21 protein-coding genes, 3 tRNA genes, 2 rRNA genes and 2 pseudogenes (1 of these 28 only partly in view) are annotated in these 25,167 nt (G+C 40.6%); 19 read left to right on the plus strand and 9 right to left on the minus strand.

Annotated elements, in window-relative coordinates; genetic code table 11:
* From PESP_RS00650 to PESP_RS00665, 3 genes are all read left to right on the plus strand, one after another.
* Nucleotides 1-1,972: ribosomal RNA gene (locus PESP_RS00650) — 23S ribosomal RNA — on the plus strand (it extends 915 nt beyond the left edge of the window).
* Between the two features lie 143 nt (nucleotides 1,973-2,115).
* Nucleotides 2,116-2,230, plus strand: a 5S ribosomal RNA gene (gene rrf, locus PESP_RS00655).
* 693 nt (nucleotides 2,231-2,923) lie between these two features.
* A complete protein-coding gene (locus PESP_RS00665; protein WP_089346323.1) occupies nucleotides 2,924-3,580 on the plus strand; it encodes an NAD(P)H-dependent oxidoreductase in 657 nt (218 codons plus the stop codon).
* A 49-nt stretch (nucleotides 3,581-3,629) separates the two neighbouring features.
* On the opposite strand, the gene PESP_RS00670 is transcribed toward PESP_RS00665, so the two are convergent.
* From PESP_RS00670 to uvrD, 3 genes are read right to left on the minus strand one after another with little or no spacing between them, the layout of a single operon-like run.
* The gene (locus PESP_RS00670) at nucleotides 3,630-4,490 is read right to left on the minus strand and encodes a chemotaxis protein (RefSeq protein ID WP_089346324.1); all 861 of its coding nucleotides are present in this window, start codon (nucleotides 4,488-4,490) and stop codon (nucleotides 3,630-3,632) included.
* Between the two features lie 58 nt (nucleotides 4,491-4,548).
* Nucleotides 4,549-6,612, minus strand: a complete 2,064-nt coding sequence (locus tag PESP_RS00675) for a tRNA(Met) cytidine acetyltransferase TmcA domain-containing protein (protein ID WP_089346325.1) — start codon at nucleotides 6,610-6,612, stop codon at nucleotides 4,549-4,551.
* Nucleotides 6,590-8,755 (minus strand): DNA helicase II, encoded by a 2,166-nt coding sequence (gene uvrD / locus PESP_RS00680; protein WP_089346326.1) that lies wholly within the window; start codon nucleotides 8,753-8,755, stop codon nucleotides 6,590-6,592. The genes PESP_RS00675 and uvrD overlap by 23 nt, the downstream gene beginning before the upstream one ends.
* A 312-nt stretch (nucleotides 8,756-9,067) precedes the next feature.
* Between uvrD and PESP_RS00685 the strand changes: the two genes are divergently transcribed.
* The 6 genes from PESP_RS00685 (at nucleotide 9,068) to PESP_RS00710 (ending at nucleotide 13,481) form a co-directional block, all read left to right on the plus strand.
* On the plus strand, nucleotides 9,068-9,292 hold the full coding sequence (locus PESP_RS00685) for a hypothetical protein (protein WP_024031970.1): 225 nt from the start codon (nucleotides 9,068-9,070) through the stop codon (nucleotides 9,290-9,292).
* A gap of 111 nt (nucleotides 9,293-9,403) precedes the next feature.
* Nucleotides 9,404-9,772 (plus strand): YacL family protein, encoded by a 369-nt coding sequence (locus PESP_RS00690; RefSeq protein ID WP_089346327.1) that lies wholly within the window; start codon nucleotides 9,404-9,406, stop codon nucleotides 9,770-9,772.
* 52 nt (nucleotides 9,773-9,824) lie between these two features.
* On the plus strand, nucleotides 9,825-10,280 hold the full coding sequence (gene dut / locus PESP_RS00695) for a dUTP diphosphatase (protein WP_089346328.1): 456 nt from the start codon (nucleotides 9,825-9,827) through the stop codon (nucleotides 10,278-10,280).
* 64 nt (nucleotides 10,281-10,344) lie between these two features.
* Nucleotides 10,345-12,195, plus strand: a complete 1,851-nt coding sequence (locus PESP_RS00700) for an NUDIX hydrolase (protein WP_089346329.1) — start codon at nucleotides 10,345-10,347, stop codon at nucleotides 12,193-12,195.
* A complete protein-coding gene (locus PESP_RS00705) occupies nucleotides 12,192-12,917 on the plus strand; it encodes a hypothetical protein (RefSeq protein WP_089346330.1) in 726 nt (241 codons plus the stop codon). The genes PESP_RS00700 and PESP_RS00705 overlap by 4 nt, the downstream gene beginning before the upstream one ends.
* Nucleotides 12,918-13,481 carry a dCTP deaminase gene (locus PESP_RS00710; RefSeq protein ID WP_089346331.1) on the plus strand — a complete coding sequence of 188 codons (564 nt, stop codon included), beginning with the start codon at nucleotides 12,918-12,920 and terminating at the stop codon, nucleotides 13,479-13,481.
* On the opposite strand, the gene yrfG is transcribed toward PESP_RS00710, so the two are convergent.
* Complete coding sequence (gene yrfG / locus PESP_RS00715) at nucleotides 13,478-14,125, minus strand: GMP/IMP nucleotidase (protein ID WP_089346332.1); 648 nt, start codon at nucleotides 14,123-14,125, stop codon at nucleotides 13,478-13,480. The genes PESP_RS00710 and yrfG overlap by 4 nt on opposite strands.
* A 62-nt stretch (nucleotides 14,126-14,187) precedes the next feature.
* Here yrfG and nudE point away from each other — a divergent pair, with 62 nt between their 5' ends.
* The 8 genes and pseudogenes from nudE to PESP_RS00755 all read left to right on the plus strand — a co-directional run bounded on the left by nudE (nucleotide 14,188) and on the right by PESP_RS00755 (nucleotide 18,607).
* Nucleotides 14,188-14,760, plus strand: a complete 573-nt coding sequence (gene nudE, locus PESP_RS00720) for an ADP compounds hydrolase NudE (RefSeq protein ID WP_058549551.1) — start codon at nucleotides 14,188-14,190, stop codon at nucleotides 14,758-14,760.
* Nucleotides 14,753-15,544 (plus strand): 3'(2'),5'-bisphosphate nucleotidase CysQ, encoded by a 792-nt coding sequence (gene cysQ / locus PESP_RS00725; protein ID WP_089346333.1) that lies wholly within the window; start codon nucleotides 14,753-14,755, stop codon nucleotides 15,542-15,544. The genes nudE and cysQ overlap by 8 nt, the downstream gene beginning before the upstream one ends.
* Nucleotides 15,545-15,692: 148 nt before the next feature.
* A tRNA-Met gene (locus PESP_RS00730) sits at nucleotides 15,693-15,769 on the plus strand.
* Between the two features lie 83 nt (nucleotides 15,770-15,852).
* Nucleotides 15,853-15,929: transfer RNA gene (locus PESP_RS00735), tRNA-Met, on the plus strand.
* Between the two features lie 182 nt (nucleotides 15,930-16,111).
* A tRNA-Met gene (locus PESP_RS00740) sits at nucleotides 16,112-16,188 on the plus strand.
* A 371-nt stretch (nucleotides 16,189-16,559) separates the two neighbouring features.
* Entirely contained in the window at nucleotides 16,560-17,174 is a 615-nt protein-coding gene (locus tag PESP_RS00745) for a trimeric intracellular cation channel family protein (protein WP_089346334.1), read from the plus strand.
* Between the two features lie 34 nt (nucleotides 17,175-17,208).
* A pseudogene (locus PESP_RS00750) lies at nucleotides 17,209-17,856 on the plus strand (magnesium chelatase domain-containing protein); the annotation flags it as partial.
* Nucleotides 17,857-17,908: 52 nt separating this feature from the next.
* A complete protein-coding gene (locus tag PESP_RS00755; RefSeq protein WP_089346335.1) occupies nucleotides 17,909-18,607 on the plus strand; it encodes an endonuclease in 699 nt (232 codons plus the stop codon).
* Between the two features lie 264 nt (nucleotides 18,608-18,871).
* On the opposite strand, the gene PESP_RS00760 is transcribed toward PESP_RS00755, so the two are convergent.
* Nucleotides 18,872-19,750, minus strand: a complete 879-nt coding sequence (locus PESP_RS00760) for a hypothetical protein (protein ID WP_089346336.1) — start codon at nucleotides 19,748-19,750, stop codon at nucleotides 18,872-18,874.
* Between the two features lie 105 nt (nucleotides 19,751-19,855).
* Entirely contained in the window at nucleotides 19,856-20,422 is a 567-nt protein-coding gene (locus PESP_RS00765) for a recombinase family protein (RefSeq protein WP_089346337.1), read from the minus strand.
* Between the two features lie 292 nt (nucleotides 20,423-20,714).
* Between PESP_RS00765 and PESP_RS00770 the strand changes: the two genes are divergently transcribed.
* Entirely contained in the window at nucleotides 20,715-21,080 is a 366-nt protein-coding gene (locus tag PESP_RS00770; protein ID WP_089346338.1) for a hypothetical protein, read from the plus strand.
* A gap of 174 nt (nucleotides 21,081-21,254) precedes the next feature.
* Here PESP_RS00770 and PESP_RS00775 read toward each other — a convergent pair whose 3' ends face one another.
* Together PESP_RS00775 and PESP_RS00780 are read right to left on the minus strand one after the other, a co-directional pair.
* A complete protein-coding gene (locus tag PESP_RS00775; RefSeq protein WP_089346339.1) occupies nucleotides 21,255-21,668 on the minus strand; it encodes a peptidoglycan-binding domain-containing protein in 414 nt (137 codons plus the stop codon).
* Nucleotides 21,669-21,810: 142 nt separating this feature from the next.
* On the minus strand, nucleotides 21,811-23,343 hold the full coding sequence (locus PESP_RS00780; RefSeq protein ID WP_125939500.1) for a recombinase family protein: 1,533 nt from the start codon (nucleotides 23,341-23,343) through the stop codon (nucleotides 21,811-21,813).
* Between the two features lie 41 nt (nucleotides 23,344-23,384).
* Between PESP_RS00780 and PESP_RS00785 the strand changes: the two are divergent.
* Nucleotides 23,385-24,260: pseudogene (locus tag PESP_RS00785) on the plus strand (YifB family Mg chelatase-like AAA ATPase); the annotation flags it as partial.
* 48 nt (nucleotides 24,261-24,308) lie between these two features.
* Here PESP_RS00785 and PESP_RS00790 read toward each other — a convergent pair.
* Nucleotides 24,309-25,013 carry a response regulator transcription factor gene (locus PESP_RS00790; protein WP_089346341.1) on the minus strand — a complete coding sequence of 235 codons (705 nt, stop codon included), beginning with the start codon at nucleotides 25,011-25,013 and terminating at the stop codon, nucleotides 24,309-24,311.
* Nucleotides 25,014-25,167 lie beyond the last annotated feature (154 nt).

Consider the following 25,167-nt stretch of genomic DNA (forward strand, 5'->3'; position numbering starts at 1 on the left):
AATATCCGGGAGACACACGGCGGGTGCTAACGTCCGTCGTGAAGAGGGAAACAACCCAGACCGCCAGCTAAGGTCCCAAAGTCATAGTTAAGTGGGAAACGATGTGGAAAGGCCCAGACAGCCAGGAGGTTGGCTTAGAAGCAGCCATCCTTTAAAGAAAGCGTAATAGCTCACTGGTCGAGTCGGTCTGCGCGGAAGATGTAACGGGGCTAAACTATGCACCGAAGCTGCGGATTCATCTTAGGATGAGTGGTAGGGGAGCGTTCTGTAAGCGGTTGAAGGTGTACCGGGAGGTATGCTGGACGTATCAGAAGTGCGAATGCTGACATGAGTAACGATAATGCGGGTGAAAAACCCGCACGCCGGAAGACCAAGGGTTCCTATCCCATGTTAATCAGGGTAGGGTAAGTCGACCCCTAAGGCGAGGCCGAAAGGCGTAGTCGATGGGAAACGGATTAATATTTCCGTACTTGGTATAATTGCGATGGGGGGACGGAGAAGGCTAAGCAAGCATGGCGATGGTTGTCCATGTGAAAGTGAGTAGGCTAGCGACTTAGGTAAATCCGGGTTGCTGTTAGGCTGAGACACGAGACGAGCACCCAAGGGTGTGAAGTTGCTGATGCCATACTTCCAGGAAAAGCCTCTAAGCTTCAGATTATACCGAATCGTACCCCAAACCGACACAGGTGGTCAGGTAGAGAATACTAAGGCGCTTGAGAGAACTCGGGTGAAGGAACTAGGCAAAATCGTACCGTAACTTCGGGAGAAGGTACGCTCCTATCTGTGATGAGACTTGCTCTCTAAGCGGACGGGAGCCGCAGTGACCAGGTGGCTGGGACTGTTTATTAAAAACACAGCACTGTGCAAAATCGCAAGATGACGTATACGGTGTGACACCTGCCCGGTGCCGGAAGGTTAATTGATGGGGTTATCCTTAGGGAGAAGCTCTTGATCGAAGCCCCGGTAAACGGCGGCCGTAACTATAACGGTCCTAAGGTAGCGAAATTCCTTGTCGGGTAAGTTCCGACCTGCACGAATGGTGTAACCATGGCCACGCTGTCTCCACCCGAGACTCAGTGAAATTGAAATCGCAGTGAAGATGCTGTGTACCCGCGGCTAGACGGAAAGACCCCGTGAACCTTTACTACAGCTTGGCACTGAACATTGAACCTACATGTGTAGGATAGGTGGGAGACTTTGAAGCAGCGACGCTAGTTGTTGTGGAGTCGTCCTTGAAATACCACCCTTGTAGTTTTGATGTTCTAACGTTGGCCCCTGAATCGGGGTTACGGACAGTGCCTGGTGGGTAGTTTGACTGGGGCGGTCTCCTCCCAAAGAGTAACGGAGGAGCACGAAGGTTGGCTAAGTACGGTCGGACATCGTACGGTTAGTGTAATGGTAGAAGCCAGCTTAACTGCGAGACAGACACGTCGAGCAGGTACGAAAGTAGGTCATAGTGATCCGGTGGTTCTGAATGGAAGGGCCATCGCTCAACGGATAAAAGGTACTCCGGGGATAACAGGCTGATACCGCCCAAGAGTTCATATCGACGGCGGTGTTTGGCACCTCGATGTCGGCTCATCACATCCTGGGGCTGAAGTCGGTCCCAAGGGTATGGCTGTTCGCCATTTAAAGTGGTACGCGAGCTGGGTTTAGAACGTCGTGAGACAGTTCGGTCCCTATCTGCCGTGGGCGTTTGAGAATTGAGAGGGGTTGCTCCTAGTACGAGAGGACCGGAGTGAACGAACCGCTGGTGTTCGGGTTGTCATGCCAATGGCATTGCCCGGTAGCTACGTTCGGAACTGATAAGCGCTGAAAGCATCTAAGCGCGAAGCAGGCCTCGAGATGATTTCTCACTAGACTTTTAAAGTCTCTGAAGGGCCGTTGAAGACTACAACGTTGATAGGCAAGATGTGGAAGTGGTGTGAGCCATTAAGCTAACTTGTACTAATTACCCGTGAGGCTTAACCATACAACGCCAAACGCGTTTTGTGACAGAAACAAGCGACAGAAGTTAATAGCTAGAGTAGATATTACTTAGAAAGACTTAAAAAATATTATCAGATATTTTCCAGATTTAGTTGGTACGTGAAAACGGACTGACGCCCTAATTTGCTTGGTAACCATAGCGTTTTGGACCCACCTGACCCCATGCCGAACTCAGTAGTGAAACGAAACAGCGCCGATGATAGTGTAGCATTTGCTATGTGAAAGTAGGACATTGCCAGGCTCCAAATAAGAGAAACCCGTTACAGCAATGTGACGGGTTTTTTGCTGTCTGGGATTTAATAAACAGCCAAGACCCCGTGCCAAACTCAGTAGCGAAACAAAACAGCTCGAAGGCGAGCCCCGACCAATGATAGTGTAGCATTTGCTATGTGAAAGTAGGACATTGCCAGGCTCCAAATACGAGAAAGCCGCTTCAGAAATGAAGCGGCTTTTTTACGTCTTAAGAAAAGTAAAATTCAGCATTTTCTTCTCTAAAGCGCAGCGTCTCCTAAGCGAAGCGCCTCTTTGTGAACAGTGTTTTAGCTATCAAATGCATTGGCGGATGATAGTGAAGCATTTCACTGTGACCCTCCACCGCTGTGGGCACTACGACAGCACACCGACTCAAAATATAAAAAAACAAAACCAGTAGTAACTTATAAATCAATATTAAATAAGTTCGATTTAATGGCTTTGGTTGAAAAGCGCACCGACCCCGACGCTAAAAAATCACACTAAGATCACTCATTATCGCAGTCGGCCATTAAAGTGCTAATCGCTGCAGTCTGATCAATTATTTGAGAGAAATGGCTTTACCTATTATCAAATTTTTTTAGAAAGTCTTTTAAGGATTTTGCTGATTATCAATTGATAATAAAAGCTATACACTTGCTCCATCTTGTATTTACATACTTACATTACGACGGAGAAGAGCATGTCTCATCAAATCATTAAAGACTTACATAATCGTTATACTGCTAAGAAATATGATTCAGCAAAACGTATTTCATCAGAGGATCTGGAAGTAATTAAAGAAGCTATTCGTCTGTCTGCTTCTTCTATTAACTCTCAGCCTTGGAAGTTTGTTCTAGTAGAAAGTGAAGAAGGTAAGCAACGTTTACACGATACATTTGCAAACAAGCATCAGTTTAACCAGTTACACGCTAAAGAGGCATCTCATACGCTTTTACTTGCCTATGACCCACAATACACTAAAGACAAGTTCTCTAAGCGTGTAGATGTAGAAGTAAGCTCGGGCCACCTGCCAGCAGAAATGCGCGATAACTTTATGGGCGCATATGCATTTGCAGAAATGAACACAGATGAAAATGGCTATAACGGTAGCTGGACCAAGGCGCAGGTTTATTTAGCGCTTGGTAACATTATGCATACTCTAGCGCGCTTAAATATTGCCTCTACACCTATGGAAGGTGTTGATCCTGAACTGATTGGTGAAAAGTTTAGCGAAGAGCTTGATGGCCACATTTGTGAAGTGGCACTTGCTATGGGTTACCCAGTTGCTGAAGAAGATTGGAACTATGGTAAACCTAAAGCACGTTTAGCAGTTGAAGATATTATTGCTACTGTATAATGAGTTACTATGAATTAATTAGCCGAGCTTGTGCTCGGCTTTTTTGTTTTTAAAATAGGCCATATGCTTGGGTTTCTTCGCTGCTGTGATCGCTGCTGTGATCGCTTAAGTGGTCGGGTCTAAAAATTGCACTTGGATCAATTAGCACACTGTGTTTTTCAGCTAGTTTTATTAGCCCGCGCATCATTCCCTTTGTTTGCGGGTCTATATCAAAACCTACCTCAGTTAACTTATCGAGTGGTTTAATGTCTTCTTTTTTATAATCTATGTTGTCTTCAACTTTATCAACCAGCAGTCCAACATGTGGGTTTAAACCATCTTTGGTAGTAAAAACAATGATAGGCTTATAGTCGAGTGTGATTTGCTCTTTTGCTGATTCAAACAAGCGTAGTAATTGCATTAGGCTATTGCGCTTAATACTCGCTAAATATTTTATCGCTTGCTTATGTTCTTGGTTATTATGAGCATTAACTGCTTGGTTGCTTACATTTATAAGCTCTTTAGTAGGGCTATCAAACTTATCTATAATGTTTTTTAAATCGGCATTATCAGTTTTAAATTCTTTATAAAACACGGTAAAGCTATGTAGCTGAGCTTCGTCGTTGTTTATGGTGCCACTTTCTATATTGATGTTTTTTTCTAAATTGTTAAACCAACCGTTTAGTGTGTCTTGCGACTTTCTTAGTTCCGCAAGAGCTAACTTATTACTTTGCTCAGTAGAGCTGCCATTTAAAATAACACCTAAATCAAATACTGGCGTGGGGGTTTCCATGTAATCTTTTACACCAATAAAGCTCTTATTGTTATTGGGTAGTGTGGTGAGATTATTATCAAAGCGTTCAGTGAGTAATATATCGAGAATTTTAAGTGAAATTGTTTTACATCCCACCTGAAAGTTAATGAATTCCATACCTTTATCTTTAATTGCCCTGTTATGCCTTAAGGATAGAACAAATTAAATAAATAGCTTAAAGAGTGTGCTCTTTTTTAATAAGCGATTTAACTGCTTGTTTGAACTGCTGCTCTAAAGCTTTTTTTCCACCAAGATCATATTCAGCTATTAGCTGCTCTGTATTATGATTTTGCAAAACCATTTGTATTAATAGATGCTTATCTTTTTTTACTAGGTTATTTAAGTATGAAGGTGAGTGATTAAGCAAATACCAAATTTTTGGTGCTGCGCTAAAGCGACTTAAGTTATTGAGTAAACTTATTGGCTGAATATGTGGCGTTACTTCATCAGTGCAATGATCAATTAGCTCTGCTACTAACTCAACATTAAGCAGCCTAAAGTAGGTTAATAACCCATAAAATAAATCATGTTTAAATTGTTGCTTTAAGCTTTGTAAATTAGCTGATTGCCCTGATAAATATTTAACAACTAAAGCGGAGTGCTCTGCTGTGCTTTTATCTCGCTGATAACCAAGTTTAACTACACCAAACCCTTGTGATTGCCAAAAGCGTAAAAGCGTTGCGGTAGCGCCAAAACTTGCCCCTAAATATCGACATGTTGGCGTTAACTGTAACTGGCAATAATTCAGTAACGCTTTTCCTGTGCCTTGGTTATGTAAGTTAGGAGCAACGGCTATGCGTATAACCCGAGCACTTGGCTTTGTTAAGTAACAGGTTTTACTCGTTAATTGCCCGAGCGTTTGCGCCATTAAGTGGCCTTGTGGGCGGCGGTCACCACTAATTATTTTTTCGGCTAATTCAGCGTCTAGGCCGCCTTCTATGGCAACTAAACATACGGCAACAACACAAGAATTGCAGGTACTTATAAATAACTTTTGTGAAGGGGCATCAAGTAATTGGCGTAAATCATTAACGCTGCTTTGGTAGTGAGCCAGCGCAAGCAGTGCCACAGTTTGCTGAAGTAGTGTTTCATCGTTAATTAGTTGCTGTTGAGTAACTTCTAAGTGCTCAATACATGCATTTACATTAGCTAATTCATTATATTGAGCATCAAGAGCTAAAAGAGTACGAATGTGTTGCTCAAGCGGGTCGCCTTTAGCAAAGCGTAATGGCTCATTAAGTGTAATAACTTTTGCTGCTTTGTAAGTGGCTTTAATATGTTTAGTAAAGCGAATAGTGTAGCCTCTACCATTCCCTTCGTAGCCTACCAACGTGCTTGCAAATACAATACGGGGATAGTGCTCGAGCATTTTTAATAATAGCGGTACAGGAATAGCTGCAGCCTCATCTACAAGTAATAAATCACATTGTGGAAGCTGGCTAATAAGCGCATCGGGCGCCATATATTGTAGATTAGCTAATTGTTTTTGTTTACTGTTGTATTCAACTTGTAATGTTTTAGCTAAATGTTTAAAGGTGCTATGGGTTGCGCTAAATTGGGTGGTACACACGATAATATTTTTATTTGGCAGTGCGGCAGCTGCAAGCCCAAGCGCAGCAGATTTACCACGCCCTCTATCAGCGTTTATTAATAAAGGCCGGTTGGCACGTCCAGTTGCTACTTTAGTTATTTGCTCAACACAATGTTGCTGAGGTAAATAATCAATATTGTTAGTAATACCGCTTTTTAGTTCACTTTGCTTAAATGCAGTTTGCTGATCAAAATGCAGTGCAGGAAGAGTATGAATTAGCTGAGCAAAGCGTAAATTAAAATAGCTTTGCTGATTACTGTGCCCGTGAGATTGCACGCTTTTAAGAGCAGGATCTTGCCATGTAGTTAAGCTTGCTAGCGTTGGTAGTAATAAAAATAAAACGCCACCTGCTTTTACTGTACCGGCAAGTGCCGCAAGCTTATCAGGGTAAATACCACTAAAACCATCGTAAACAGCATGCGGGAATTCTTGACCTAATAACTGATGGGTATGTTCGGGCCAGCTTGCGCTTATAAGCTCAGAGCTTTTGGAAAGTACTTTAACACTATATGAGCTTGTTAAAGTACTTAGTAATTCATAACACCAGTTAGAGTCGCCAGTAATAAGGACTAACTGGCGATGCTTTGCGCCAGTTAGTTGTTGTGTTAATTGCTCAACACTGTGCTTATACAGCTTGAAGTCGTGCATACGCGGTTACTAGCCATTTACTGCCAAGGTCATCAAAGTTTACCTGCACTCGTGATTGCGCGCCGCTACCTTCGTAATTAAGTACAGTCCCTATACCAAACTTAGCGTGTAGTACGCGCTGGCCTAAGTTAAAGCCACTTTCTTCAAATACAGCATGGCTGACTGATGCACTAAAACGCCCCGCAGCAGGCGGGCGCGACACTTGCGTTTTAATACGAATTTCTTCAACGCAGTCTTCTGGTATTTCACGTAAAAAGCGTGAAGGGCTGTGGTATTTTTCTTGCCCGTATAAACGACGGCTTTCGGCGTGGCTAATATATAATTTATCCATTGCGCGGGTCATGCCTACGTAACAAAGGCGGCGCTCTTCTTCTAAGCGGCCAGACTCTTCATTACTTTGCTGCGAAGGGAACATGCCCTCTTCAACACCCACCATAAACACAAGTGGAAACTCTAAGCCTTTGGCTGAGTGAAGCGTCATCATTTGCACCGCGTCTTCGTGCTCATCGGCTTGGCCTTCACCAGATTCAAGCGATGTATAAGCTAAAAACCCTTGTAGTGGCGAACTAAACTCTTCTTCCTCAGGGAGCTCGTACTGATCGCAGGCACTGATAAGCTCTTCTAAGTTTTCTACGCGGGCACGGCCTTTTTCGCCTTTTTCAGCTTGGTACATAGCCATAAGGCCAGAGGTTTGAATAGCGTATTTAGCTTGCTCGTGCAATGTAAGGTCGCTAATTTTGTCTTCTATGTGCTCAACCAGCTCTACAAATTTAGATACTGCACCTGCGGCGCGGCCAGATAAGTGTTGTTGTTCAACAATAGCTTTAGCTGCGTACCAAAGCGGGAGTGACTCAGCACGTGCGCAGTCGCGTATATGACTTAATGTTTTATCACCAATACCACGGGCAGGGGTGTTAATAACACGCTCAAATGCAGCGTCGTCTTGGCGATTACCTACTAAGCGTAAGTACGATAGTGCATCTTTAATTTCTTGACGCTCGAAGAATCGCATACCACCGTAAATACGGTACTTTAAGCCTTCTTGTAGCATGGCTTCTTCGAGTACACGAGATTGCGCGTTGCTACGGTATAAAATGGCGGCGTCTTGCAACGCATTACCGGCATTTAACCAGCTACGTAATTTACTGCTTACAAAGCGGGCTTCGTCTAATTCGTTAAACGCAGCATAAATAGAAATAGGTTCGCCTTCATTACCATCGGTCCATAAGCTTTTACCCATGCGCTCTGAGTTGTTTTTTATAAGCGCATTAGATGCTTTTAGAATAGTCGCGGTTGAGCGGTAGTTTTGCTCAAGGCGAATAGTTTCGGCGTCAAAGTCAGTTAAAAAGCGTTTTATATTTTCTATTTTAGCGCCGCGCCAGCCATAAATACTTTGGTCGTCGTCGCCCACAATCATAATGCTTTGTGTATCGCCTGCGAGCAGCTTTAACCATGCGTATTGAATGGTATTGGTATCTTGAAACTCGTCTACCAGCATGTGCGCAAAGCGCTGTTGGTAATGGCGAAGCAGTGTAGGGTTATTTTTGAGCACCTCATAGCTACGCAATAGTATTTCAGCAAAATCGACTAAACCCGCGCGGTCACACGCTTCTTGATACGCGGCATATACACGCAGCATCATTTGTTCGTTTATATCGTAGGCTTGAATATCTTTAGGGCGAAGTGCTTCGTCTTTTTTAGCGCTTATGTACCAGCCAAATTGTTTAGCTGGCCACTTTTTATCATCAATATTCATTGATTTTAATAAGCGCTTGATCATTCTTAGCTGATCGTCAGAATCTAATATTTGAAAGGCTTCTGGCAGGTTGGCTTCTCGGTGATGAGCGCGCAAAATACGGTGCGATAAGCCATGGAAAGTACCAATCCACATACCACCGACCGGTGCTTTTAAGGTCTCTTCTACTCGCGTGCGCATTTCTTTAGCTGCTTTATTGGTAAAAGTAACCGCAAAAATACTATAAGCAGAGGCCTGCTCAACCTGCATTAACCACGCAATACGATGAACCAGCACTCGTGTTTTACCAGACCCAGCACCTGCTAATACCAGCATGTTTTGTAGTGGGGCTGCAACGGCATCGCGTTGTTTGTCATTTAAGCCATCGAGTAATTCAGAAACGTCCATCGTTACGCCTTTTCAATCAATAATGAGAGCAGTATAACAGGTGTTTTTGTTAGGCTAAATAAAATACTGTTTTTATGAACAGCTATTCTAAAAATAACCCCTTAAACCAATTAGCTGGCTAGTTTTTAGCGTCTATAAATAACTAAATTTAAAAATAAAAATAATCAAATTGACCTATATTTAGTAAAAAATACTAAAGCATTTATTTAGTGTTAATTTAACTACCTGATTTTTAAGCTTTAATAAATTGGCATAAAGTGTGATAGTAAGTAAATAACTAAAATTTAAAATTAATTAACTACAGAGGTGAGTATGTCAGGACAAGGTTCAGGCGGTAATGTTATTGCAGCACTATGTAATATATTTTTTCCCGGTTTAGGTCAATTAGTACAAGGGCGTATTTTAGCTGCTTTACTATTTGCTATTTTCTTTTTTGGTGGTGCCGCACTGTGGTTTTTAGTTGTGCCAGGGATTATTGCCGCCATAGTATACGTTTGGGCAATAATTGACGCCGCGAGATACCGCTCCAGAGATTAGTGATTATAAAATAAGTAATAGCGCCCATTGGCGCTATTTTGCTTTTTAGAGTCGGCGTTTAAGCTAATTTACGGGTATAATCGCGCTATTAGTGTTTAATAAGTAACAGTTATGGAATATCAATTTATACGTGACCCTATTAGTGGGCTGCGCATTAAAATAAGCAGCGAACACGCAATAATTGGCCGTTGGCTAAATGAAGAGATTGGCAAAGACAAAGTGGCTATGGTGCAAGCACTTATTACCTCGGTAAAAACAAGCTACGAGCCAGTTACTCTAAAAGGCCAAGAAATAGATTTAATACTCTCTAAAGATGAAGCCTTATTTGAAGCGCATGCGCTGCATCAAGACAGCGAAGATTTAGTTGCCTACCAAGATGATGATTTAATGCTTGAAGAAAATGGTCTAGTGAGTGGTTGTGGCTTTGAAGATTTTGTTGACCTGATCAACTCATGGCATGAGTTTTCGGCTGGTCGTTAAGTTATATTATCTGTATTATTTTTATAAATTTATTTAGAGTAGAAAGTTTAAAATGAAAAAAGTTGAATTAAAAATTGTAAATCCTAAAGTTGGTACTGAAATTCCTATGCCTGAGTATGCTACAGATGGCTCAGCAGCGATTGATCTTAGAGCTTGTATCGATGATGCGTTACGACTTTCACCAGGCGAAACTAAACTAATACCTACTGGTATTGCTTTAAATATGCAGGACACTGGAATGGCTGCGACTATTTTACCACGCTCTGGTTTGGGTCATAAACATGGGATTGTACTGGGTAATTTAGTCGGATTAATTGACTCAGACTATCAAGGTGAGTTATTCATTTCAGTATGGAATAGGGGTAATGATGAATTTGCAATAAACTCTGGTGATAGAATTGCTCAATTGATGTTTATACCAGTACTTAAAGCTGATTTTGTACTTGTCGATGAGTTTGAAGCAACTGAGCGTGGAACTGGCGGCTTTGGCCATACTGGCGTGAAGTAGCTTTCTTAGATAGATGGCGTGTATATCCACGCCACATAGCAACTTAGTTAAAAGGATTTACTAAATGATGCAACATATTATTGCAGTAATTTCAGCAGTCTTAATTTGGTTAGTGTTTTATATTTTCAATAAAGATATTGCTATTGGAGCTTTAGGAAGTATTGCAGGTTTTATAATTGTTGAGCTTTATCTTTTTATGCGAAAAAATGACATCGATCTTACATTTCTTGGCCTGAGAAGGTTACTTTATGTATTTAAGAAGAGAAAAATAATAAAAAAATCTATTAATTACGACTCTTTGGCTGATTATACCTTTTGGTTAAAAGAGGAGTTTGTTTTTCCGCTATCCTCCTTTAATAAAAAAATAGATAAAACTGTAATTCAAAAGCTTTCAAGTTTCGAAGCCGCAATATTTATTTTACTTGTTAATGATAACCACAATTGTATAGATTGCAGCTACCTTACTTCAGAAGATTTTAAGGAGCTTTTTACTAAAGCTCTAAAAGAGCCCTTTTATAAAAGGTTAATTCTCAAAGAATCTCTGTCGCAAATTATTAAGCCAGCTGATTTAGAAAAACTACTTATCAAGTTTGAAGAGCAATTAGCTGTAGATTGCGATTTAAGTAATGAAAATATTGATAATGATCTTTTTAAAGAAAAAGTTAAAGAGTTGTGCGCCATGGGTGGAGAAATGACAATATCAATTTTCTCAACCACCTCTCAACTATCCCACGATATATTAAAAGATTTAAAAGCCTATCAAACAAGTTCCACTAAAGTTGATATAGATTTCTATCTTTGCAGTCCAAATGTTAAAACAGACTCAGCAATTTTGGAATTAATGAAGGAGTACGAAGTCCCTGTTGGTGCTTTACCATTTCAATTTGTAAAGGTTCGCAATAAAAAAGCACATGTAGAAATGGATATTACCCGTCGTGTATTTAGAGTGTTGCGTTCTTTTCAAGACATTAAGGATAATCAAGAGAGTTACTGTAAAACGTCGGTTTATTTATATAAAAAAAGCTACCCCGGGTGCAAAATTCGCCTAATAGAAAACAAGTTTGTTGAATTACAACCTGGTCCATTAAAGTTTGCTAATAATTTATATCGATTTCGTATCGCGAGCACTGATTCAGAAATAATACATACTCTTAGTAATGCTGTTAAAAACTTTAAAGGTGGTAATGAAGTTCAATGTATTGAATTATTAAACCAGCCAATAGAGCAGGCTGAAAAGCAGGCATTATTAGAATTAGCAGAATGGCTAATATCAAGGGGCATAAAAACAGATGATTTATTTAATTATGCAACAGATGTTCATGCATCTAGTGGTGATCAAGAAACTCGTACTAGGCTAAAATTTTTACAAAACAGAATAGGAACTGCTTATAAGGCTATATCTAATTTGAGTGATTCTATAAATGAAGAACTTTATGCAGAAGAAAACTTTGAACAATTGACGGGTACAGGTATTAGGGAAGTTAAAATAAACAATAAAATTAAACATATAACAGTCGCTGCTATTTTTACTAATAATAATAAAATTCTCCTAATTGAAAAAGCCAAAGAATTTTACCAAGGAAAGTATAGTCTTGTTGCAGGGCATGTTGAGTATCAAGATAATACGCTTGCTGATGCTGTTGAGAGAGAGGTCAATGAAGAGATAGGGTTGGGCATAAGTAGCTTAAGTTATATTTTTCATATTGATGACTTAACAGACAAATGTGGTCACGGTGGTGATCTACATGATTGGCATGTTTTTAATTCTTATGAAATCATAGATGAGAATAGTTTAAAACTTGGTGCCGAAGTTAAAAGTATTAAATGGGTTTCTTTGAATGAACTTCAAAAAATGAAAGAAGAATTAACTGACGGTGCTTGCAAGATTTTTAATGCCATGGGTTGGTTGAAATGAAAACTGTTGTTATAAGACTAACTGGCGGTGGTGCTATTTCTGAAGCTAGTACCGAAATTGATGTGCCATGGTGGGGGTATAGAAATATGCATATCACTCCTGATGTGTTCAAAGATTTACCAGTGATTATTGCAAACAACCCATCAACAAAGTTCATATTTGTTTGCGGTGGCATAGGAGCTTTTCTTTTTACTGATTTAGTTAAAAACCTAGCTATGGATAGTTATGTAGATGAAGTTGGGAAAGGCATAATTTCGATATTAAATGGTATCGCAATATCATATTTAAACTCATTTTCTATAAACGTTTATCCAAATGAAGTACCTGTCAATGAAATAGAAAAATACTTGTTTACAACGGATGCTAGATGCTTTTTTATTAAGCCTGATTCAGGTTGTGTTAGCAGTGATTCACTTGCTGCAGAAGCCGCTTTTTTAACTAAAGCAGACCTTCTGTTATATGTAAAAAAAGGTGCCCCTCAATATCATGTTGGTTTCGATAAACCAACAATCATAAATCGCTGGTCATTAGATGATATAGAGCTTAAATCTCTTACTTTATATGAAGATCAAAATAAGCATTATGTGCTTGATTATCAGGCATGCTCCATACTCAAATCCAATTCTAACGAAACTTATATTATTCCTCCTGAAATTATTAAAGAGATCAATACGAGCTTTTTTCCTGGTAGTAACTCAGAATTAGTAACAAGGGTCTATTAAATGGTATTAAGTTCCGAAAGCATAAAAAAAGAACTAATTGAAGGTAAGCTTGTCATTGAGGGTTTTAAAGAAAGCTCATTCAGACCTGCAAGCTATTTACTTAGGCTAAGTGACCACATACTTTTAATGGAACAGCACGATAGAGAAATTGATACTAAATCTACAGATACGAAATCTTTTTTTAAAGCGATACAAATTCCAATTGAAGGGTATGTATTAAAACCAGGTGATTTTATATTGGGGGCTTCTGTTGAGTCTTTGAGTTTACCTAGTTTTTTGTGCGGAGAGCTAAGTCAGCTATCCTGCTACGCTAGAGTGGGGCTGAACATTAACTTTAGCGCTAATTATGTTGCACCTACATTTGGTCACAATAACCCATCATCTATTACCTTCGAGATAAAAAATGAATCTTGTAACGATATTCGCATATATCCCAGAGTGAATTTTTGTCACATACGTTTTATACAAACTGATTTGGATGTTAAAAGTTCATATAATGGAATATATAGTGGCCATAAAGAAGCTAAGGCAGCTGACTTTAGTACAAAGCCAGCGAAGGGTTAAATAAGCTTACGGTAGTCGGTAACGTTTAAGTAATCGGCTATTACATTATGTGGTTGCTTACTGTCTGGGTTAGCAACCGCAAGTAAATGCTCGATGCCGTATTCTCTAGCGGCATTTAACACCGGCACACTGTCATCAACAAACAGGGTACGTTGTTTATTAAAGCCTAAGTCTTTTTGTACTTGATGCCACAAACTTTGCTGCTCTTTACTCACTCCGTATTGGTGAGTCGACACCACACCATCTAAATAATTGTCTATGGCGGTGTGTTCAAATTTGAGCATGACGTTTTCAGGGTGGGCGTTAGTTAACAATATTAGCTCTTTACCCGCTTTTTTCAGCTCAGTTAAAAAGTGAGGTACATCTTCACGCACTTGTATTAAATGCTGTGTTTGGCGCTTTAATTCCATAATGGGCAAATTAAGTTGCTCTTCCCAATAGTCTAAGCAATACCATTGTATTTGCCCGCTTACCGCTTGATAGCGTTTGTGCATATCGGCTTTCGCTTCATCAAGGGTTATATTGCGAGTGAGTGCAAGTTGCTCAGGAACAACATTAAGCCAAAAATGACTATCGAAATGTAAATCGAGTAATGTTCCGTCCATATCGAGTAAAACGGTATCGATTTTTGACCAATTTAGCATGGGCTTTTCCTTGTGAAAAGTTTATGATTAAGCACAACTGCCATGATAGCAAAATAACGCCAATGACACAGAAAAAGCACCCAACTCCACCGCAAATTATCAGCAATGATGTCGTCGCTAAAAGCCGCCTATTCACTGTTGAATCGTTAGAACTTAAATTCTCTAATAACGAAGAGCGCCAGTACGAGCGTATTCGCGGCGGTGGCCGAGGTGCAGTGATGATTGTGCCTATTACTGCCGATAACGAAATGCTACTAGTGCGAGAGTATTGCGCTGGTACAAACGACTATCAGTTAGGGTTTCCGAAGGGGTTAATAGATCCGGGCGAAACCCCACAGCAAGCAGCAAATCGAGAGCTTAAAGAAGAAGTGGGCTTTGGCGCTGAGTTTTTTGAGCCGCTTAAAGTGGTGTCTATGGCGCCAAGTTATTTTAATGCCACTATGCATATTTTGTTTGCCAAGCAGCTATATCCGCAAACGTTGCCTGGTGATGAGCCAGAGCCGTTAGTGGTTGTTAAGTGGCCATTAACTGATTGGCAGTCATTATTAGAGCAAGAAGATTTTACCGAAGCTCGCAGTGTTGCCGCTTTGCTATTATTAAATAAATACCTAGCGTCTGGAGCTGCGAATGAATAAATTATTAGAGCCATGTATAGCGCTTGCACAAAGTGCAGGTGATGTAATTATGGCTATTTATAAAAAAGATGATATTGGCCAACAAGAAAAGTCTGACAGTACCCCAGTTACAAAAGCTGACCTGGCTTCTAATGATGTTTTGGTAGCTGGCCTGCAGGCACTTGCACCCGACATTCCAATTATGTCAGAAGAAACGCCTATTCCGGCCCTAGCTGACAGACAAAACTGGCAGCGGTATTGGTTACTTGATCCTATGGATGGCACTGGCGAGTTTATTTTAGAAAGTGGTGACTTTGCCGTAAATATTGCGCTTATTGAAAACAACCACCCTGTGCTGGGGGTTATTCATTGGCCAGCCAAAGGTATTACTTACTTTGCTACTGCAAATAACGGTGCGTTTAAGCGTGAAAATGGCAGCGATACTAAAATGTCGGTAGCAACACCCGATAACTTAACGCTTGCCGTAAGCCGCAGACAAAAAATTGAGGCTGTGAGTCAGTATTTAAATACTCAGTTTGCCACCATCGCCGTTGGCTCGTGTTCGTTAAAAGCGTGTATTGTTGCAGAGGGCAAAGCCGATTGCTTTTTAAGAATTGGTCCAACAGGTGAGTGGGATACTGGGGCTTCTCAAGTAATTGTAGAGGAAGCGGGCGGTTGTATAACCGATGCTGAGTTTAACCCTCTTACTTACAACCAGCGCGAGAGCACAGAAAATCCAGACTTTATTGTTATGGGACACCCTGACTGGGAGTTTCAAAAAATGATAAGCCCGCATCAAAGGTAGCTATTTAAAGAGTGGTTTGGTTGGTTTTTGTTCGGTTGAACGCAATTAACTAGTTAAAGCCTTGCAATATAAGTTTATTCCTATATTATAGCGCTCTCTTCGAAACAGGCTCGTGATTAACACGAAACTATTTCAAAGAAATTACAGGCGCGGGATGGAGCAGCCTGGTAGCTCGTCGGGCTCATAACCCGAAGGTCGTCGGTTCAAATCCGGCTCCCGCAACCAATTTCCTATAGAGGATTGAGGTTACTGTAAAACTCTAACTTAAGAGATTAAATTAAGTAGTCGATAGACTTAAAATATACAGGCGCGGGATGGAGCAGCCTGGTAGCTCGTCGGGCTCATAACCCGAAGGTCGTCGGTTCAAATCCGGCTCCCGCAACCAATTTCTTCTAGAGGATTGAGGTTACTGTAGAATGTTAGTTAAGGAAAAGCTTGTCGGTCTCAGCTCTTCATTAGCCAGCAAAGGTCGTCGGTTCAAATCCGGCTCCCGCAACCAATTTCCTTTAGGGAGTTGGCAGCCACGTTGTAATGTAAGCAACGCTAAATAAGTATACATATTTCAGGCGCGGGATGGAGCAGCCTGGTAGCTCGTCGGGCTCATAACCCGAAGGTCGTCGGTTCAAATCCGGCTCCCGCAACCACTGAAATAAAATGTTAGAATGAATCGACACTCTATATGAGTGTTTTTTTATGTCTAAAATTCAGCGCAATGGATAGCTCGTCGGTCTCAGCTTTCCATTAGCCAGCAAAGGTCGTCTTCACTGCGTTAGGCATTCACCTTTCATAAGCTCAGGCTCCCGCAACCACTGAAATAATAAGTTTTATTAAATCGACACGCCTAAAGCGTTTTTTTATGCCTAAAATTTATGTTTATTTCCTCATTAAACACTCTCAGGTTTATACCCCCAAGCAATATTCTATAAATGTTATAAACTTCTCTAAAAAAGCGTTATTACTTAAAACTTTATATTGTTTGTGTTAAAACAACACAAATATTTTTAGGCTGTTACACATGACTGAACTGTACCATTGGTTTGATTTAATAGGCATTGCTGTGTTTGCTATTACGGGCACTTTAGTTGCGCACGAAAAGAAAATGGATGGCTTTGGTGTTGTGGTATTGGCAACTGTCACAGCGATTGGTGGTGGGACAGTTCGCGATGTTATTTTGGATGTTCCCGTGTTTTGGCTTCATGACCAAAGTTACTTTTATGCCATTTTAGCCGCAGTCTTGATCACTACTCGACTTATTAATAAGCAAAAATCGATTCCGCATTACACTTTGCAAATTGCTGATGCGTTCGGCTTAGCTTTTTTTGCCGTTATGGGTACTCAAAAAGCATTGCTGGCGGGTATGCCGCATATGACTGCGATTATAATGGGGGTTATCACGGGGTGCTTTGGCGGTATGATCCGCGATGTGCTTGCGCGCGAAATTCCTATGCTGTTAAAAGGCGAGCTATATGCTATTACCTGTATAGCGGGCGGTATTGTTTATACGCTTGGAATTTATTTTGAAATAGCAACCGAACTTGCCATGGTTTTAGCGATGTTAACCACTTTATTGCTACGTATTGCCGCTATTAAATGGCAAATTACAGTACACGTTTTTAATTATTCTGACTAAACTGGTGTAATCACACCATTTTCTAGGATAAGGAATGTCGTTAGCTCGCATATATTCTCGTGCTCAAGTGGGCATAAATGCTCCAGAAGTGATTGTAGAAGTTCACCTAGGGAATGGTTTACCAGCTTTTCATATTGTAGGGCTCCCTGAGGCCTCAGTTAAAGAATCTAAAGACAGAGTGCGCAGTGCACTTGAGAACTCTCAATTTGGTTTTCCCGATCAACGCATAACCGTAAATTTAGCCCCTGCCGATTTACCTAAAGATGGTGGCCGGTTTGATTTAGCCATTGCGGTAGGTATTTTAGTGGCCTCTGGCCAGGTTGTTTGCCCTGATATTCATAAGTACGAATTTTACGGTGAGCTTGCACTTAATGGTGAGGTACGTGGCGTTAACGCTATTTTGCCCTCGGTACTTGCTGCAAAAGAGCAAGACCGCTGTTGTTTTTTACCTTTTGCGAACGACAGCCTAGCGAGTTTAGTAAATGGTGTTAAACGCAAAGCGGTTAATTCATTACAAGAAGTGTGGGGTGATTTACTCAATCAGCAGCCTTTACCTTTAAATATTGAATACCCAGATTGCGCGCAGTCTCCTGACTTTTTACTCGATTTAAGTGATGTTAAAGGCCAGCCTGGCGCCAAGCGGGTATTAGAAATTGCCGCCGCTGGAGGCCATAATTTACTTAACTGCATGTCCTAATAGACCCATAAATTAATGTAACCCTCAGAGGCCTCTAATGAAGCTTATTTGTCTTTTATTCTTTACAGCTTTCGCGTGTTTAACTCATGCGGGTGGTATCCCAAGCTCATGGTCTAAAGCTAAGCAAATAGTCAGAGATAAGGTGTATTTTGACCATAAGATAACTAAGTATTGTGGCTGTTCTTATGAGCCTAAAGGAGTTAGTGGGGGAGTTATTGATACTACCTCATGTGGTTACAATGGTTCTGGAATGAAGTATCAAAATGCTATAAATGTTCTTGATTGGGAGCATGTTGTGCCTGCCTCTTTGACACCAGCTAAGGAAATGAATTGTTGGGTTAATGGTAGTCGTAGTATATGCGAAAGGACTTCTAAAGAGGCTAAGGCTATCATTTTTGACCTTCATAACCTCGTGCCTTCAATAGGGCAAACTAATCGAATCAGGTCTAACTCAAGGTATGGGATTATCGAAGGGGAAGAGCAAAGGCTGGGTTTATGTGATTTTGAATGGTCTAAAGGTATTACTGAACCGTCGGAACGAATTCGAGGTGAATTGGCTAGAGTGTGGTTGTATATGAGTTATAGACACAACGTCGTTATGCCTGAAGGTGAGCGCCTAATGTTTCTTAGGTGGTCTCTTAGTGACCCACCTGATGAGTGGGAATATACTAGGAATGCTAGGATTAAGGAGCTTCAAGGTAACTCTAATATATTCATCGATATGTTTAAATATTAGTTTAGTTGAGCAGTAAATCGTGACGAGTGGCGTTAATAACCTAGCGAGCATTCATTAGATAAGTGATTACTTAGTGTTTGTTCGTGTTAGCTGTTAACACCTGAAGAGGCATCTTATACAACACTATACGAGTTTATACCGTAAGCTTATCGAGCATAAGTTTGAATATAATCATGTTTACTGCATGGTCTAAAAACCCCTACAGACCTTATATATAAAGACCTGCAGAGGAGTTCTTATGTATAACTATAGGATAGGGCTGAGCTAGAACGCAGCGATTTCCTTCTCTAGTTGCTTTCTAGTTTCTTTCGCCATTTTGACTCGCTCATGAGGTAATGTGAAGTCATACTCAATCATTGAGTTGTCACATTGAGTGCCATGCTGAGCCAGTTCTTTAAGAGCTAACGTACCACCAACCTTAAAAAATGTGTCATAGACTCCATTGGCTAGGCGTTCTATGGTTTGTGGCGGGTGATTTGCAATTGTTTGAGTTACAGGGTATCCAAGCCTCTTTAACTCTTTAGAAAGTGTCGTTGATATATTTACCCCACTAGATGTGAACTCTGTTAAAGCTCCTCCTTTTTTTTGAGGTATTAAGCAAAACTCAGCAGCTAGTAAAGGTAAGTCGTAACGCTCACGACATATGTCTTTAAAGTTACTGTCAGTTATGTTTTCACCTTTAAGTACGGACTGTTTAGAGGTAAATGGGAAGGGAAGGTTTGAATGCTCTCTGTTGAGTTTTGCAGGTGCAATCATTAGATTAGAGTAAGTGAGTTTACCTACAAGTTCTCCTTCCCCTTTGATTGGGTCGATATGGCATAGGTGGTAATCGTAGGTTTTAGTAACCTCTTGACCATCACTTTTAAATCCGCATGCTTGACGGTAGAATTTCCATAGGTGGAGTAGTGCTCTTAGCTCATTTGTATCACTAGGTATTGAGTTAGTGCATTGGCGCTGGAAGGCTCTTCGTAGCCACTGACCAAAAGAGCTGCTAAAGAATTTATAGTCTATAGTCTTGGAATGGCAGTCTTGGCATATCTTTATGGTAGAGCGGCGTTGCTTACCTGTAATTGGGTTGGTTGTGAGGGCTTTTACCCTGCGTTTACCGCACTCTTTACAAGTAACAACCTGTTGTTTTGACATTAATATGATTCCTTAATTGTCTTTATGTTTGATGCACAAATGAATTAGCGAACGATTCAAACTTACGTATCGCTGTGCTGACATGGTGGTTTTTGAGGAAATGAGCTATTTGCTATTCTTAGACTCTTTTATAATGCGACTTACTGAGCTTACTGCAATATTGTGCTTTGAGGCTGTTTTACGTACTGAAAGGCCGTTGTTGATGTCTCTCATTATCTCTTGTCTATCTATGCTCGCGCTACGACCTTTATAAAGACCTTTCTGCTTTGCTGCTTCAATACCTTCACGCTGTCGCTCTAATATGAGTTCACGTTCAAATTGAGCGACTGCACCCAGCATGGTAAGCATTAAGTTATTTATTGAGTTCTCACCATCAGCGGAAAAGGTTAAGTTTTCCTTTATAAACCTGATGCTTACACCTTTTTCTTTTAGGTTTTCAACAATCTCTAAGAGGTCTTTCGTGTTGCGAGCTAGTCTATCCATAGAGTGAACAACAACTACGTCACCCTCACGAACATGCTCTAGCATAGCGTTAAGTTGAGGGCGCTCAGTGCTCTTTGCTGAGGCTTTCTCAATAAATTCCTTGTCATAGCTTACATTCACAAGTTGTCTGTCAGTGGATTGCTGAGAGGACGAGACACGAATATATGCGACTGTTTGATGCTTACTCATTATGAGTGTGTTCCTTTATAAGTCTAAGACCCATAAATGATATCGTACCGATAATTATAAATCAACTTTAATGAGAACGGTTTTATGCTCTTTTGAGTGTATTCATTTAGTATACCTTTATAGGTACGTTATATAAGTGAGTTGGGGAGTTAAGCAGTAGCGGATTGAGCGAAAAAGCTGAGATATATAAAATTAGTCTAACTTTGTTATTAAACTCACTACTTCAACATTCATTTACAAATCAATAGGTTATATGTATATTGCTGTGGATTGTATTTAAGGAATTATAGTTATGACTAAATCAGAAAAAGCGCAAAAGATTAAATCTTACCTTTGTAGTGGTGACGATAAGTGGCTCTCATATGATTCAACCTTAAAGGGTTGTATCGGTTTTAAAGTTGATGGGTTAGCAAGGGTAATTAAAATCTCCTCATATTCTTCTGTAACTAGCGGGTACGAAGAGATAGCTAGAGAGGTTAAGAATGCAGGCTTAGACCATGGGCGATGCTTGGAAATCGTTGAGAATTACCTCAGAGTAGCACGAGAGCGTCAGGAGTCGTTTGACCAATTTAGGAGGGAGCTTGGTGAGGTTATTGAAGAGAAAATTCAGCAGCGTGTTGATGAGGCTTTACAAGGGCAGCGAGAGAGCGGTTGTTGAATATCAATATAAAAATACTTAGCGATTTAGTCTAAAAATCAAACTTTTCAAAACAACGTTTTGTTCAAAAAGCATGGTACGACGCAATCGCTAAGCCTATCTAGTACCCCGACACCTCCCCCCTTTGTGGTTGAGTTAGTTTAATAAATTCCGCTTTACTTAACCTACCCAATACTAATTATTTGCTTTAACTAGTTTCATCAATAAGCGATGTGTCGCAAACCCATCGATGAATAGGTTGTTATCGGCTTGAAACTTTTTAATAGCTGAAATTGTATCTCTCCCAAGAATACCATCGACTTTCCCAGCCTTATAACCCAGCGCATTTAGTTGAACTTGAATACCGTAAACTAGACCATCTATTTCTTTATTTTTTTCAGCTGGCAAATAATGTGTAGTTTTGCTTTTTGATGAATAAACTTTGCTTTGAGGTTTGTAGCTTGATGCCTTAGAAGTCCCGTGGCAATGATACCCAGCCTTTTTACTGTTATGACAACCAGATGCGTTTGTTCTCCCACTAGTCGCGTGTGCAGATTGAACTGAAAGGTAGCTGAAACTTATTAGTAGTAAGATAGTCCATTTCTTCATGTGAATTCCTTGTAATTTAAAATTAAATCCTGTGGTGCATTATACTAATCTAGGCTGCGGTTAACATCGACTTATAAGGTTAATACTAGGTTGCTTATCAGCGGATTGCCATAGATAAAAACTCTCGTAAATGCATAGGTGACTAAGTATCTACCTTAAAACTCACCCCATTACCTGAAGTCCATACCTCAGTAACCTCATCATATCTTAAATGAATATCATCACCATCTCTCACTAAGATATCAATAGACTTCTTCTGAGGGGATAGAACTATAGTCTTTAGTTGTCTCTTTAGGTGCTGGTGGAGCTTTAGTCGTTCAGATTGCTCGTTTATGTTCCCTGTGAGTTCAGTAAGGTCTAAAGGCTCATCATTTACAGCCTTAGCTGCTTGTATGTTGGCTAGTTCTCGACTTACCTCACTAATGCGACTTTCTTTATTACGAATAGCCTTACTAATGTATGTGCTAAAACCATTCTCATCGATGTCTTGAAGTAGTTCATCTATTTGCTTTTGTAGTGTTATTAATTCACCTTCTAGACTCATGGTCTTAGCGGTGTCCTCAGGCTTTTTGGCATAAGGTGTAAGCAGGTTTTGTAGTGCTATTAGGATAACCCATTGGGTGTAGTAATAACGGTGACTGGTGTACTTACAGCCCCCACCATATCTCGCGAGGCTACACACTAAGTAGTAACCACCTTTGGGTGAACTCCCTTTATTAACAAATTGAACAGATGAGCCACACTCGCATGATATAAAACCCGAGAAGATGTTCCTTGTTAAACCCTTTTTAATTGAACCTGTGCTACCTATTTTTCTGCTTTTAATGCCTGCTTGGGATTTATACCATAAGTTCTCATCTATTATGGCAGGGTAATAGTCTTTGATGACCTCTCCTGTAGGTTCACGTTTACCTAAAGAGTTGTTTATGTGGGGGTGGTATTCACCAAGGGCAGTACGACCATTGAGTATTTTAGTCAGATAAGATGGGTGCCATTTGCTTGCTCTAGAGCCAATAGGAAGAATGCCCTCATCATTTAACTTTCTGACAATAGCAGCTTTTCCGTAACCCTCAGCTGACAGTAGGAATATATACTTAACTACAACAGCTTTTTCCATTGAGATTAGTATATCTTTTTTATCATCACTGTAATGTAACCAAGCGGGTAGAGGTGACCCCATTAACTCTGAGGCAGCTCTTTTCTGTTTCTTGTGCCACGCATCGCCTACACGTTTACTCTTTGTAGCAGACTCCTCATGAGCGCGACTCATGGATACAAGCGATATCATAAGGGCTTGCATATTCATCTCACCCTTTTTATACACTTGTCTATCCATTAGCGTGACGACAGTTATACCGAGGTCAACAATAGTCATAAGGAGCATAAGTGAGGTTTCAACAGGTTGGCGACTCATGCGGTCAAAGCTTTCAATGAGTAAGTAGCTACCTTGCTCTATAGCACCCTCTTTTACTGCCTCTATAAACTTACCTAGCTCGCCATCTGAGGAGTTCTTACCTTTATAGCCACTAACACCTAAGTCTCTAAATGAGAGACTCTGAAGGGCTAATCCATTAATATTAGCGTACTCTTCTGCGTTTTCTAGTTGGCGTTTAAGACTTCTTCCTTCGATTTGTCCTTTGGTACTGAAGCGAATGTAACTGTATGCTTTATTCATAAATCTTGATTTTCTGCAGTTGAATACTGATGGGTCTATTAGGATATTATAAACTTTTTTTAGGGCCACCTGGAACGGGTAAATCAATGCTTGCTCAGCGAATGGCCACTATTATGCCAACCATGTCGGACGATGAAGCAATATCAACCGCTGCTCTTTACTCTATTATTGGTCAATCTATCGATTTAAATAATTGGCGTCAACGGCCGTTTCGTAATCCACATCATACCTGTTCTGCGGTTGCTTTAGTGGGTGGCTCTTCAAACCCTAAACCGGGTGAGATTTCTTTGGCGCACAACGGTGTTCTGTTTCTTGATGAACTACCAGAGTTTGAACGTAAGGTATTAGATTCATTAAGAGAGCCAATGGAAACAGGCTCTGTGGTTATTTCCCGTGCGGCTAGGCAAATGGAGTTTCCGGCACAGTTTCAACTAATAGCAGCTCTGAATCCGAGTCCTACGGGGTGCCACAATGATAAGCGAGCAACGCCTGACCAAGTAATGCGGTATTTATCGCGAGTATCTGGGCCTTTTATTGACCGTATAGATTTACAAATAGAACTACCACGCCTTACAAGTGTAGAGTTACAAAGTACTCAACCAGAAGAAAGCAGTGCTCAAGTGAGATCCCGAGTAGAGGCAGCGTACAATCTTCAGCTTAAACGCCAAGGTAAAGTCAATGCGCGTTTAAATAATAAAGAAATGAATATGCATTGCACCCTTGCTCCTGCTGAGTTGCAGTTTTTGGCCAGAGCAAGTGAGAAGCTCTCGTTATCGCCGCGCTCGTACCACAGGGTTATTAAAGTTGCGCGCACTATCAGCGATTTAAAAGGGGCAGAGCACATTAGCTTAGAAGAGCTAAAAGAGGCGCTAAATTACCGCGCTTTTGAGCGGCTATTAGCGCAGTTAGCTAAGTAACTGCGTGAGAAATATTTAGTATAAAGCTTTAGGTTACAGTCTAACTTTCTAGATAGAGAGCATGTAACCTTTACCGCGTACGGTAACAATACGTTTTTGATCTTTTTCATCGTATAGCTTTTTACGCAACCGACCAATTAAAACATCAACAGTGCGATCGTTTGGGCTCCAGTCGGGCTGGCCTATTTCTTCTGATATTTTTTCACGCGAGGTGGCTTTGCCTGCATTGCTAATTAAGCAAATCAGTACTTTATGCTCGGCTTCGGTTAAACGTGACTCAACACCTGCTGAGGTAATAAGTGTGCGGTTATCAGGGTGTAACTTAAAGTCGGCGTATTCTATAAACTCTTCACTTTCGTCATCATCTTGGGTTACGGCTATGCGTTTGTAAAGCGCGCGCATACGTAGTTCAAGTTCGAGTAGGTCGACGGGTTTACAAATGTAGTCATCAGCACCTTGCGCTAGGCCAGCAATACGATCTGCTTGAGAATCGCGGCTTGATAAAACTATGACACCAATATCAGTAAGGGTATTGAGCTCTTTGGCAAGCTGTAGGCCATCACGTTTAGGTAATACAATATCAATAATGGCAAGCGAAATAGCACTGCGCAGGTTAGCCCGTTGCCTAACAATGTTAAGGGCATCGGCACCTGTTGAATCAATGTCTATCGAAAACTCGGTATCTGTAAAGTGATTTTGGATGCGTTTAACGAGTAGCTCGTCGTCTTCAACCAATAAAACGTTAATTGCCATAGGACTTATTTTTGTATATTTATAGCTCTGTATGGTAGCACCATTAACTAAATGCTGAGAAGAGGGGTTTATAAGTTTTAGGTAACTTAATATTTCAATTTCATGAAGGTTTTAGCATGAGGATTAAATTAGCACCTTTAAACTAATTATAAGG

Origin of the sequence: Pseudoalteromonas espejiana DSM 9414 (assembly GCF_002221525.1) — a bacterium.
Lineage (GTDB): Bacteria > Pseudomonadota > Gammaproteobacteria > Enterobacterales > Alteromonadaceae > Pseudoalteromonas > Pseudoalteromonas espejiana.

Bases quoted from the DNA above. Each gene is read 5' to 3' on its own strand.
- PESP_RS00665 (WP_089346323.1), top strand. From the start codon at position 2,924: ATGTCTCATCAAATCATTAAAGACTTACATAATCGTTATACTGCTAAG.
- PESP_RS00670 (WP_089346324.1), bottom strand. From the start codon at position 4,490: ATGGAATTCATTAACTTTCAGGTGGGATGTAAAACAATTTCACTTAAA.
- PESP_RS00675 (WP_089346325.1), bottom strand. From the start codon at position 6,612: ATGCACGACTTCAAGCTGTATAAGCACAGTGTTGAGCAATTAACACAA.
- uvrD (WP_089346326.1), bottom strand. From the start codon at position 8,755: ATGGACGTTTCTGAATTACTCGATGGCTTAAATGACAAACAACGCGAT.
- PESP_RS00685 (WP_024031970.1), top strand. From the start codon at position 9,068: ATGTCAGGACAAGGTTCAGGCGGTAATGTTATTGCAGCACTATGTAAT.
- PESP_RS00690 (WP_089346327.1), top strand. From the start codon at position 9,404: ATGGAATATCAATTTATACGTGACCCTATTAGTGGGCTGCGCATTAAA.
- dut (WP_089346328.1), top strand. From the start codon at position 9,825: ATGAAAAAAGTTGAATTAAAAATTGTAAATCCTAAAGTTGGTACTGAA.
- PESP_RS00700 (WP_089346329.1), top strand. From the start codon at position 10,345: ATGATGCAACATATTATTGCAGTAATTTCAGCAGTCTTAATTTGGTTA.
- PESP_RS00705 (WP_089346330.1), top strand. From the start codon at position 12,192: ATGAAAACTGTTGTTATAAGACTAACTGGCGGTGGTGCTATTTCTGAA.
- PESP_RS00710 (WP_089346331.1), top strand. From the start codon at position 12,918: ATGGTATTAAGTTCCGAAAGCATAAAAAAAGAACTAATTGAAGGTAAG.
- yrfG (WP_089346332.1), bottom strand. From the start codon at position 14,125: ATGCTAAATTGGTCAAAAATCGATACCGTTTTACTCGATATGGACGGA.
- nudE (WP_058549551.1), top strand. From the start codon at position 14,188: ATGACACAGAAAAAGCACCCAACTCCACCGCAAATTATCAGCAATGAT.
- cysQ (WP_089346333.1), top strand. From the start codon at position 14,753: ATGAATAAATTATTAGAGCCATGTATAGCGCTTGCACAAAGTGCAGGT.
- PESP_RS00745 (WP_089346334.1), top strand. From the start codon at position 16,560: ATGACTGAACTGTACCATTGGTTTGATTTAATAGGCATTGCTGTGTTT.
- PESP_RS00755 (WP_089346335.1), top strand. From the start codon at position 17,909: ATGAAGCTTATTTGTCTTTTATTCTTTACAGCTTTCGCGTGTTTAACT.
- PESP_RS00760 (WP_089346336.1), bottom strand. From the start codon at position 19,750: ATGTCAAAACAACAGGTTGTTACTTGTAAAGAGTGCGGTAAACGCAGG.
- PESP_RS00765 (WP_089346337.1), bottom strand. From the start codon at position 20,422: ATGAGTAAGCATCAAACAGTCGCATATATTCGTGTCTCGTCCTCTCAG.
- PESP_RS00770 (WP_089346338.1), top strand. From the start codon at position 20,715: ATGACTAAATCAGAAAAAGCGCAAAAGATTAAATCTTACCTTTGTAGT.
- PESP_RS00775 (WP_089346339.1), bottom strand. From the start codon at position 21,668: ATGAAGAAATGGACTATCTTACTACTAATAAGTTTCAGCTACCTTTCA.
- PESP_RS00780 (WP_125939500.1), bottom strand. From the start codon at position 23,343: ATGAATAAAGCATACAGTTACATTCGCTTCAGTACCAAAGGACAAATC.
- PESP_RS00790 (WP_089346341.1), bottom strand. From the start codon at position 25,013: ATGGCAATTAACGTTTTATTGGTTGAAGACGACGAGCTACTCGTTAAA.